The organism is Lentzea sp. NPDC055074 (genome assembly GCF_053608005.1).
Map to the genome: position 1 here is coordinate 155,936 of NZ_JBSGUQ010000020.1, position 10,364 is coordinate 166,299.

Genomic DNA, 10,364 nt, shown 5'->3' on the forward strand with positions numbered 1-10,364 from the left:
ACCACCGGCTTGTTCAGTTCAGTATTTCACCCGTCGCAAAACGGTTCCTCACCACCGCCCGAGCAGCAGCGCGCCACCGCCGACGAGGGCGGCGAGGCTGACCGCGCCGAAGAGCGTGACCCAGCCCAGCGCGGGCACGCCGGTGAGCCAGGCCAGCTGGTCCGCGTCGGACTTGGGAGCCTGCCGCCGCCATCGCTTGACCTGCAGCTCCCACACGGGCCGGACGCCGCCCAGCAACAGGAACCAGGCGAACACGTAGGCGGCCACGTCGCGGACCTCCGACGTGGCGTAGAAGGAGATGAAGAAGAACGCGCCGCCCGTGACGATGATCGACAGCACGCCGAACACGTTGCGGATCATGATCAGCATGGCGGCGAGGAACCCGATGCTGATCCACAGCATCAGCTGGATCTTCTCGTTGGTGATCAGCACGGCCGCACCGAACCCGAGCAGCGACGGCGCGACGTAGCCGGCCAGCGCGGTGAGCACCATGCCGGGCCCGCGCGGCTTGCCGCGGGACACGGTGAGGCCGGACGTGTCGGAGTGCAGCTTGATGCCGCTCAGCCGGCGGCCGGTCAGCACGGCCAGCAGCGCGTGCCCGCCCTCGTGGGCGATGGTGATGACGTTGCGGGTGACCCGCCAGAGCCCGTGCAGCGCGACGGCCAGGAACGCGGCGGCGGCCGTCCCCCACGTGATCAGCACTTCGTGGGTCAGCAACTCGGAAGGCATCGCGACATCGAAACAGACGCGCCGTGAGAGCCGCATGTGGGCTCTCACGGCGCGTCTGTGCCGGACAGGGTCCTAATGCTTGATCTTGTCCTTGCTCACCCGCTCGGTCTTGGGGTCGACCACCGCCTGTTCGTGGGTGATCGGCTCCTCGCGCCGTGCCGCGGTGGGCAACGGCTCCGTGATCGGGGTGGTGTCCCGCTCGCCGCGGAACGCCTCCGAGCGAGGCTCGGGCAGCACCGGCTCCTCGTCCTCGACCAGCTTGCGGCGCGCGGGCATCACCGCGAGCAGCAGACCGAACAGTGCGATGCCGAGGTGCAGCCAGTTGTCGTTCGTGTTGATCGCCAGCGGGTTGCCGTACTGCTCCGCCGGGTTCTGGGCGAGGATCCCGGTGATCATCAGGTCCCACACGAAGATCGCGGCGAAGGCGGCGAAGAGCAGCCAGCCGTACAACCGCGCGAGACCCGAACCGAGAGCCGTGAGCAGGCCCAGCACGCCGACGGCCACCATCACCGTGTTGTGCAGCGGGTTCACCGAGAACCCGAGCACGTAGGACTGGGCGGCCCAGTCGCCGACCCCGGTGCGGGTGAAACCCACGACGCCGAACACGATGAACGCGATGCCGGCCAGTCCGGCCAGCAACTGCACCGGCTGCAGACCGGCGACCTTGATGCGGTGGGTCATGTCGCCCTCCAGGCTCCGTGTCTTGTCGCCTGCCGGACTACCCCGACCTCACAGGGACCAAACGTTCGGGGCCGGGGGTCAGCGCGGGCCCTTGCGCCCGATGCCCGCGTACGCGCCCGGCACGACGGCCGGGGCCTCGATCGACAGACCCTCCATGAGCTGTTCGACCGGGGTGGGGTGCGAGACCACGAGGAACCCGCCGGCGGGCAGCGCGTGCCGGTAGCGGCGGACGACGCGGCCCGGCCCGGTGGTGTCGTCGACGTACCGCAGGACGTCGACCATCAGCACCGCGTACGGCTCGCGGAGGTCGAGATGGGACACCACGCCCGGATGCCGGAGAACCTGGTCGGGACGACGCAGGTCCGCCTCGACGGCGCACGCCCGCGGTTCGCCGCGCAACAGTCCACGGGAGAACGCGACCGTGACCGGATCGGAGTCCACGTAGACCACGCGCGCCTCGGGCAGCGTCTGGTGCGCGGCACCGCACGTCGGGATGCCCGAGCCGAGGTCGAGGAACTGGCGCACGCCCGCCGCCCAGCAGTGGCGGACGGCCTGGCGCAGGAACGTGCGCTGGGCGCGGGTCACGAGCGGCAGCTCGGGGTCGATCCGGACCGCCTGCTTGGCGAACGCGCGGTCGGCTGCGTAGTTGTGCGCGCCGCCGAGGTAGAAGTCATGGATGCGCGCGGCGTTCGGCCGACGTACGTCGACCTCGTAGCGTGCGAAGGCGGGGACCGCAGCCATTCGCAGAGCGTAACTGGCGCCTAGACCATTCGGGCGAAGTTTTCGAAGATTCTTTGGGTCCGTCTGACATGGACCGTCCCGCGGGAGGGCCCGGTCCACCCCACGAAGACCGGGCCACGTAGCGCGTACGGGGATCGAACCCGTGTTTCCGGATTGAGAGTCCGACGTCCTGACCACTGGACGAACACGCCTGAAACGAGCATTGAAACTAAAATGCTCGCAGAAATAGAAGAAAGTGAACTAGCAGGTCACGGCTTGGAGGGCGCTCCGGCCCATTCATCTGCTCGGATCATGTGAACAATGATGACGGACCGCGCACACCGGCCGCAAAGGAATTAATCGAGCCACTGGAGCGCCAGCCAGAGCGATGCCCGCGCGTCGGCCGTTCCAAGATCACGACCGAGCAGGCGTTCGGCGTGGGAGATCCGGTGCCGGACGCTGTTGCGGTGCACGCCGAGCACCGTCGCGGCCCGGTCCCAGCTGCCGTGCTGGCCGAGCCAGGCCCTCAGCGTGCCGACCAGTTCGGGACGGCCGAGGAGCCCGGCGAGCTCGCGGCGGGCGAAGGCGCGGGCGGCCACCGGGTCCACCAGAGAGGACAGATCGGACGCCGGGAGCGCCGGTTCGCCGGTGGCGAGCGCTCGTGGGAGGAGCGACGAGGCCTCGGCCACCGCCGCGCCGATCGCGGCGGCGGGGAGGGCGGCCGGTTCCGAAGCGCGAGCGGGAGGCACCGCGGGCACGGCGACCGGGGACACCCCGACCGGCCCGGACACGTCCAGCCCGTCGGCCACCAGCGCGAGGAACCCACCCTCCACCTTCGACACCAGCGGCCCGTACCGCTGCGCGAGCACGTCGTGGTCCGCCCGCGACTCTCCCGCCACGACCCGGTAGGGCCCGGCCCCGAGCACCTCCTCCACACCGGACACCTCGGTGCGCAGCAACGCCGAGGCCGCGAGGCGCGCGATCTGCCCGCGTTCGCTCTCGAGGTCGCGGCGCAGCAGCCCGAGCAGCGCCAGCGCGACGGCGACGACAGCGCGTTCGGCGGGTGAGAGCGGGGCGGGCCTGCGCACCACGAGCACCGCGGACTCGACCGGGTCCAGCGTCACGTGGTCCTCACCCACCTGGGCGGAGGCCGAACGGGGTCCCGTCCCGGACGCGACGCGGGCCACGAGAGAGGACACGTCCTCGGGCGCGTGCGCGGCGTCCACGAGGTCGGCGCGGCAGTTCAGCACGACGGCGAGCGTCGTCAGCACCGACTCGACGGGACGGACGCGGGTCGCGGCACGGGTCAGCGCGCGCTGACTGTCCGCGAGCATCCGCTGCTCCCGCACGGCGATCTCCGCGAGCACCGCGCCGAGGGCCTGCGAGACCGCGAGGAACGGCGTCGACGGTGGCACCTCCAGCAGCGGCATGCCCTGTGCCGCACAGGCTTCGGTCAGCGAGGGCGGCACCGTCGGGAACTCCGGTTCGACACCGAACCCGATCGCCGAGACGCCCGAGGACACGAGCCCGGCGACGTACGCGGGCACGTCGGACGGGAACCGCACGCCGGCCGTGAGCAGCAGCTCCTCGCCGACCAGGTACGGCGTCGGGTCCTCCAGCTCGGACACGTGCGCCCAGCGGACCGGCCGGTCCAGCGCGTCCGCTCCACACAGGACGGTCAGACCGAGGTCGACGCGGGCGACGAGATCCCTCAGCGGGACGGTGTGCACAACCACAAGTCCAGGATTGTGCACAACGACCACTTACCGGCGCCAGCACCCGTTCCTACTGTGACCTGCAACTCAAGGAGGTCGGCAGTGGCTCTCGACTACGCGGTGATCGCCGCCTACGTGCTCGGCATGATCGGCATGGGCTGGTGGGGCATGCGCCGTGCCACCAGCAAGAGCGAGTACCTGGTCGCCGGGCGCAGGCTCGGTTTCGGCATGTACTCCGGCACCATGTCGGCCGTCGTGCTCGGGGGCGCGTCGACCATCGGCGGCGTCGGGCTCGGTTACAGGTTCGGCCTCTCCGGCGCCTGGATGGTGTTCGCCATCGGGCTCGGGATCCTGTTGCTCAGCGCGTTGTTCGCGCGGCGGATCGTCCGGCTGAAGGTCTACACCGTCTCCCAGATGCTCGACCTGCGCTACGGCGGCAACTCGTCGATCGTCTCCGGTGCGGTGATGTGGGCCTACACGTTGATGCTCACCGTCACGTCGACGATCGCGTACTCGACGATCTTCAACGTCCTCTTCGGACTGCCGAAGACCGTCGGTGTGATCATCGGTGGTTCCATCGTGGTGCTCTACAGCGTTCTCGGTGGCATGTGGTCGATCACGCTGACGGACATCGTCCAGTTCGTCATCAAGACGATCGGCATCCTGTTCCTGCTGCTCCCGATCAGCATCATCTCCGCCGGCGGGTTCGACGGCATGCGGGAGCGGCTCGACGATCCGGCGATGTTCGACATCGGCAACATCGGCATCAGCACGATCATCACGTTCCTGCTCATCTACGTCTTCGGTCTGCTCATCGGCCAGGACATCTGGCAGCGGGTGTTCACCGCCAAGTCGCCGGAGGTCGCGACGTGGGGCGGCATCACGTCCGGGCTGTACTGCCTGGTCTACGCCGTCGCGGGCGCGTTGATCGGCACGGCGGGCAAGGCGCTGTACGCGGACATCGCGAACAAGGACGAGGCGTTCGCGGTGATGGTCGAGAACCTGCTGCCCACCGGCGTTCGTGGTCTGGTGCTCGCGGCCGCGCTGGCGGCGATGATGTCGACGTCGTCCGGTGCGTTGATCGCCTGTTCGACCGTCGCCGCCAACGACATCTGGCGGCGCAAGACCGACGTCCACTCCAACCGGATGTTCACGCTGGTCCTGGGCGTGCTCGCGATCGGAATCGCGGTGATCCTCAACGACGTCGTGGCCGCGTTGACGGTCGCCTACAACATCCTCGTCGGCGGGTTGCTGGTGGCGATCATCGGCGGGCTGGTGTGGAAGCGCGGCACTCGCGTGGGTGCGATGGTGTCGATGGCCGTCGGTGCGCTGACGTCGATCACGTTCATGATCGTCGACGGGGTGCTCGCCGACTCGCCGATCTACTACAGCCTCGGCGCGTCGTTCGTGACGTACGTGGTGGTCAGCCTGGCCACGCCGGCCACGTCACCGGAGGTGCTCGCGAACTGGGAGCGCCGGGTGGCGGGCGAGGCGACCGGAGAAGAGGAACTGGTGAACGCATGATCGGCCCCGTCGACTCCTCGCGGGTCCCGCGCTACGCGGGCCCGGCGACCTTCGCCCGGCTGCCGCGCCTCGACCAGGTGGCGCACGCGGACGTCGCGGTGGTGGGGGTCCCGTTCGACACCGGTGTCTCCTACCGGCCGGGCGCGCGGTTCGCGCCCGCGGCCGTGCGGGAGGCGTCCCGGCTGCTGCGCCCGTACAACCCCGGCCTCGACGTGTCGCCGTTCGAACGGCTTCAGGTCGTCGACGGCGGAGACGTCGCGGTCAACCCGTTCCACATCGGCGAGGCCATCGAGACGATCGACCAGGCTGCCACCGACCTGCAGGCCGGTGGCACCCGGCTGGTGACCATCGGCGGTGACCACACGATCGCGCTGCCGCTGCTGCGGGCCGTGTCGCGGATCCACGGACCGGTGGCGTTGCTGCACTTCGACGCGCACCTCGACACGTGGGACACCTACTTCGGCGAGCCGTACACGCACGGGACGCCGTTCCGGCGCGCGGTCGAGGACGGCATCCTCGACACCGAGGCGATCTCGCACGTCGGCACGCGAGGACCGTTGTACGGCAAGAAGGACCTGGAGGACGACCGGCGGCTCGGGTTCGGCGTCGTGACGTCGTCGGACGTCATGCGGCGGGGCGTGGACGAGACGGTGGACGCGCTGCGGCAGCGGATCGGGTCGCGGCCGCTGTACGTGTCGGTCGACATCGACGTGCTGGACCCGGCCCACGCCCCCGGCACCGGGACGCCCGAGGCGGGCGGGATGACCTCGCGCGAGCTGCTGGAGATCCTGCGGGGGCTGCGCGGGCTCAACCTGGTGGGGGCCGACGTGGTGGAGGTGGCGCCGGCCTACGACCACGCGGACATCACGTCTGTGGCAGCGTCACACGTGGCGTACGACCTGGTGAGCTTGCTGGCGCTGAAGGAGGGGCAGTGACGCGCAACGGTGGCGATGTCGTGGTCGAGACGCTGGAGGCGCTCGGCGCGAGCACCGTCTTCGGCATCCCCGGCCAGCACGCGCTCGGGCTCTTCGACGCGCTGCGGCGCTCGGACCTGCGCTACGTCGGCTCGCGGACCGAGGTCAACGCCGCGTTCGCGGCCGACGGGCACGCGCGGATCACCGGTTCCGTGACACCGCTGCTGGTCTCGACCGGGCCCGGCGCGTTGCAGACCCTCGCCGGGCTGCAGGAGTCGGCCGCCGCGTCCGCGCCGGTGCTGGGCATCTCGTCGCAGATCCCGTCCGCCGGACTCGGTGGTGTGCGCGGCGGGTACCTGCACGAGCTGACCGACCAGCTGGCGTCGTTCCGCGACGTCGTGAAGCACGCCAGGGTGGTCCGGCAGGTGTCGCAGATCCCGTCGGCGCTCGCCGAGGCGTGGGAGATCGCGCTGACCGCGCCGTTCGGGCCGGTGTGGGTGGAGATCCCGCAGGACGTGCTGCTCGCGCCGGCCACCGTGCCGCCCGTGCCGTCGGTGTCGTGGTCGCCGCGTTCGTTGCACCCACGCGCTGAGTTGGTCGAGGAGGCCGTGCGGCTGCTCGACGGCGCTTCCCGTCCCGTGATCCTCGCCGGCGGCGGTGCGCTCGGGTGTCCGGCCGAGCTGCTGGAGCTGGCGGAGAAGCTGCGGGCGCCGGTCGTGTCGACGTTCGGCGGCAAGGGCTGCTTCCCCTGGGACCACCCGCTTTCTGCTCAGTCCTGGATGGAGGATCGGCACACCACGGAGTTCCTCGCCGACGCGGACGTGCTGCTCGTCGTCGGGTCGGGGCTCGGTGAGCTGTCGAGCAACTACCGGACGTTCCGGCCGCGCGGGGTCGTGGTCCAGGTGGAGGCCGACCTCGGCAAGCTGGAGTCGAACTACCCCGCGCTCGGAGTCCACGCCGACGCCCGGCATGCGGTGCGCGCCTTGGCTTCCGGCGTGACGGCCCGTGCCGCGGACGGTGTCGCCGAGGAGAGGGTGCTGGGGCTGCTGGCGAGCGTCCGGGAACGGCTGCACGGGCAGGGGCTCGACCTGGAGTGGCAGGTGCTGGAGGCGCTGCGGGCGGCGGTGCCGGACGGGACGCCCACGTGCTGGGACATGACGATCCTCGCCTACTGGGCCTGGTCGGCGTGGGACCCGCGGGGTGGCGCGCAGTTCACCGCGCAGGGCTCCGGCGGGCTCGGCTACGGCTTCCCGGCCGCGCTCGGGGTGGCCGCGGCGGTCGACGGGCCGGTGCTCGCCGTGTCCGGTGACGGCGGCGCGATGTACGGGATCTCGGAGCTCGCGACGGCCGCGCAGCACGGGTCGCGGGTCGTGTGGCTGATCGTCGACGACGGCGGTTACGGCATCCTGCGCGAGTACATGACCGACGCGTTCGGCCAGGCCACCGGCACCGAGCTCACCCGCCCGGACTTCGTGGCGCTCGCCGGTGCGTTCGGGGTGCCCGCCACCCGCAGCACGCCCGAGTCGTTGCGCGAGGACCTCGCCGAGGCGTTCGCCGGGGACGGCCCGCACGTCGTCGTCCTGCCCGCGGTCCTGCGCATGTTCGCCCCCACGCACCTGGAGAACACGTGATCGTCGAGAACTTCGTCAACGGCACCTCCGTCCCGGCCGAAGAGACCTCGCCGCTCGTCGATCCCGCGACCGGTTCCGAGTTCGGCCGCGCGGCCGTCTCCCGCTCCGCCGAGGTCGACGCGGCCGTACGTGCGGCCTCCCAGGCGTTCCCCGCCTGGTCGCGCACGACTCCCGGCGAACGTCAGCGCGCTTTGCTGAAGCTCGCGGATCTGCTGGAGGCCCACGCCTCCGAGGTGGCCGACGCGGAGGTGCGCGAGACCGGCAAGATCCGCTCGGTGCTGCTGGACGAGGAGATCCCGCAGTGCGTGGACCAGCTCCGGTTCTTCGCCGGTGCCGCCCGTGCGCTGGGCACCGCCGCCGCCGGTGAGTACGTCCCGGGTCACACCTCGTACCAGCGGCGCGAGGCCGTCGGGGTGATCGCGCAGATCACGCCGTGGAACTACCCGCTGATGATGGCCGTGTGGAAGATCGCCCCGGCGCTGGCCGCGGGCAACACCGTGGTGCTGAAGCCCGCCGACACCACGCCGTCGTCCACGGTGCTGCTCGCGTCACTGGCTTCCGCCGTGCTGCCGGCCGGCGTGTTCAACGTCGTGCTGGGCGACCGCGACACCGGCCGACTGCTGGTCGAGCACCCGGTGCCCGAGATGGTGTCGCTGACCGGCTCGACCCGTGCCGGAGTGGAGGTGGCCCGCAGTGCCGCCGCGACCGTCAAGCGCACGCACCTCGAACTCGGCGGCAACGCACCGGTCCTGGTGTTCGACGACGTCGACGTGGCCGCCGCCGCGGAGGGCATCGTCGGTGCCGCGTTCTACAACGCGGGCCAGGACTGCACGGCCGCCTCACGCGTTCTGGTGCACTCCGCCGTGCACGACGAGTTCGTCGCGGAGCTGGTGAAGACGGCTTCGGCTGCTGTTCCCGGCGCGGACTTCGGGCCGTTGAACAGCCAGGGCCAGCTCGACCGCGTGCTCGGCCTGCTCGCCCGTTCGTCCGGTGTCGTCCACTGTGGAGGGAAGCAGCACGGCTCTGCGGGCTTCTTCCTGGAGCCGACGGTCGTCTCAGGCCTCTCCCAGGACGACGAGCTGGTGCAGGAGGAGGCGTTCGCCCCGCTGATCACCGTGCAGGCGTTCGGTTCCGACGACGAGGCGATCGCCCTGGCCAACGGCGTGCCGCAGGGACTCGCGTCGTCGATCTGGACCCGCGACACCGGCCGTGTCGCGTCACTGACCGCACGGCTCGACTTCGGCATCGTCTGGGTGAACACGCACGGCCTGGTCGCGGCCGAGATGCCGCACGGCGGTTTCGGCGCTTCGGGCTACGGCAAGGACCTGTCCATGCACGGCCTGGAGGACTACACGCGCGTCAAGCACGTGATGATCGCGCACTGAGCATCGCCCGGTACGGCATCGGGTAGTGCAGCAGGCTAGCCGGAACGACCGCGGACACCACCCGGATCATCCGCACCCACCGGCGCAGCCTGCGCCCGTCCTTGGCTGTCCACTCCAGACAAAGCTTGTCCCGCAACGCCTCCGGCAGTGTCCCGATGGCGAAGTCCGGCAGCACCTGCGCCGCCACGGGCCGCACCAACGGCCACAACGCGCTGGGGACGTGCTCCGACCCCGGCGCCTTGCCGGTCCGCAGCTCGAACGCCTCCAGCAGCCCGTCCACCCCGTCGGTCGGCTCGAGCTGCGTGGCGACCACGTCGTCGACGTACTCGCGCAACGCGGGGAGATCACCCGGCATGGACCTGATGCCGAGCGTCTCCCCCGTCTCCCGCCACTCGCGGTACAGCCGTTCCTCGTGGATCGCGGGCATCCGCGGCCGCAGCAACCGATACGCGGTGAGCAACGAGTCGAAGCTCGTGGCGTGCACCCAGCGGAACAACTCCTCGTCCGCACCGGGAATTCTCGAGTGGGCCCGCAGCAGCCGTTCCGCCTCCCGATCGGCCAGCTCCCCACCGAACAACCGCAGCTGCGACGAGGTGATGGTCCGCGTGAGCCGCGCGAACGGGTCGGCGCGATAGCCGTCGCGCACGGCGGCGGCGATGACGGGATGCGCGACCTGCATCAGCACCGCGCGCCCCAGCACCACCAGCTCGAACCGGGTGTACCAGCCGAGCCGCCACGTCACCGACTCGGGTCCCAGCGTCACACCATGATCATCCCGTGTGGACGATCGTCCACCGAAGATCATCACCCCAAAGAATGACCGGCGCAGCGCGCCATGATCGTGGTCGCGGTCGGCACGTCCTGTCCGTGCACCCGACGCGGACGGGGCAGCGCTCGCCAGGAGCACCACCCCGCCACATCACAACCGACCTCTCACCACGATCAGGTGGCGTAGGGCAGCTTGAACCCGCGTGCCCGAGAAGCGTCCTCGTACGTGGACATCATCGCCGATACGACGGACTCGATCTCCGCGAGCGGATACTGGGCCTCGTCGAGATCACCTTC

The 10,364-nt window shown here is 70.5% G+C and carries 9 protein-coding genes and 1 tRNA gene; 4 read left to right on the forward strand and 6 right to left on the reverse strand.

Going from position 1 to position 10,364, the window contains the following annotated elements; genetic code table 11:
• Positions 1-48: 48 nt before the first annotated feature.
• The 5 genes from ACWF7A_RS35460 to ACWF7A_RS35480 form a co-directional block, all read right to left on the reverse strand.
• Entirely contained in the window at positions 49-729 is a 681-nt protein-coding gene (locus ACWF7A_RS35460; RefSeq protein WP_452254874.1) for a M50 family metallopeptidase, read from the reverse strand.
• A gap of 72 nt (positions 730-801) precedes the next feature.
• Entirely contained in the window at positions 802-1,410 is a 609-nt protein-coding gene (locus ACWF7A_RS35465) for a DUF4383 domain-containing protein (RefSeq protein WP_452254875.1), read from the reverse strand.
• Between the two features lie 78 nt (positions 1,411-1,488).
• Positions 1,489-2,151 (reverse strand): SAM-dependent methyltransferase, encoded by a 663-nt coding sequence (locus ACWF7A_RS35470; RefSeq protein WP_452254876.1) that lies wholly within the window; start codon positions 2,149-2,151, stop codon positions 1,489-1,491.
• 119 nt (positions 2,152-2,270) lie between these two features.
• A tRNA-Glu gene (locus tag ACWF7A_RS35475) sits at positions 2,271-2,342 on the reverse strand.
• Between the two features lie 144 nt (positions 2,343-2,486).
• The gene (locus ACWF7A_RS35480; protein ID WP_452254877.1) at positions 2,487-3,860 is read right to left on the reverse strand and encodes a PucR family transcriptional regulator; all 1,374 of its coding nucleotides are present in this window, start codon (positions 3,858-3,860) and stop codon (positions 2,487-2,489) included.
• An 87-nt stretch (positions 3,861-3,947) separates the two neighbouring features.
• Between ACWF7A_RS35480 and ACWF7A_RS35485 the strand changes: the two genes are divergently transcribed.
• Genes ACWF7A_RS35485 through ACWF7A_RS35500 form a run of 4 tightly spaced genes read left to right on the forward strand, consistent with a single transcriptional unit; the run spans position 3,948 to position 9,299 of the window.
• A complete protein-coding gene (locus tag ACWF7A_RS35485; protein WP_452254878.1) occupies positions 3,948-5,369 on the forward strand; it encodes a sodium:solute symporter in 1,422 nt (473 codons plus the stop codon).
• Positions 5,366-6,304 (forward strand): agmatinase, encoded by a 939-nt coding sequence (speB, locus tag ACWF7A_RS35490; protein ID WP_452254879.1) that lies wholly within the window; start codon positions 5,366-5,368, stop codon positions 6,302-6,304. The genes ACWF7A_RS35485 and speB overlap by 4 nt, the downstream gene beginning before the upstream one ends.
• Positions 6,301-7,914, forward strand: a complete 1,614-nt coding sequence (locus tag ACWF7A_RS35495) for a thiamine pyrophosphate-binding protein (RefSeq protein WP_452254880.1) — start codon at positions 6,301-6,303, stop codon at positions 7,912-7,914. The genes speB and ACWF7A_RS35495 overlap by 4 nt, the downstream gene beginning before the upstream one ends.
• Positions 7,911-9,299, forward strand: coding sequence for an aminobutyraldehyde dehydrogenase (locus ACWF7A_RS35500; RefSeq protein ID WP_452254881.1), 1,389 nt, complete (start codon positions 7,911-7,913; stop codon positions 9,297-9,299). The genes ACWF7A_RS35495 and ACWF7A_RS35500 overlap by 4 nt, the downstream gene beginning before the upstream one ends.
• On the opposite strand, the gene ACWF7A_RS35505 is transcribed toward ACWF7A_RS35500, so the two are convergent.
• Entirely contained in the window at positions 9,274-10,062 is a 789-nt protein-coding gene (locus ACWF7A_RS35505; protein ID WP_452254882.1) for an oxygenase MpaB family protein, read from the reverse strand. The genes ACWF7A_RS35500 and ACWF7A_RS35505 overlap by 26 nt on opposite strands.
• Positions 10,063-10,364: the final 302 nt, after the last annotated feature.

Excerpts from the sequence above, each read along its gene's own strand:
- ACWF7A_RS35460 (WP_452254874.1), bottom strand. The coding sequence starts at position 729 with ATGCCTTCCGAGTTGCTGACCCACGAAGTGCTGATCACGTGGGGGACG.
- ACWF7A_RS35465 (WP_452254875.1), bottom strand. The coding sequence starts at position 1,410 with ATGACCCACCGCATCAAGGTCGCCGGTCTGCAGCCGGTGCAGTTGCTG.
- ACWF7A_RS35470 (WP_452254876.1), bottom strand. The coding sequence starts at position 2,151 with ATGGCTGCGGTCCCCGCCTTCGCACGCTACGAGGTCGACGTACGTCGG.
- speB (WP_452254879.1), top strand. The coding sequence starts at position 5,366 with ATGATCGGCCCCGTCGACTCCTCGCGGGTCCCGCGCTACGCGGGCCCG.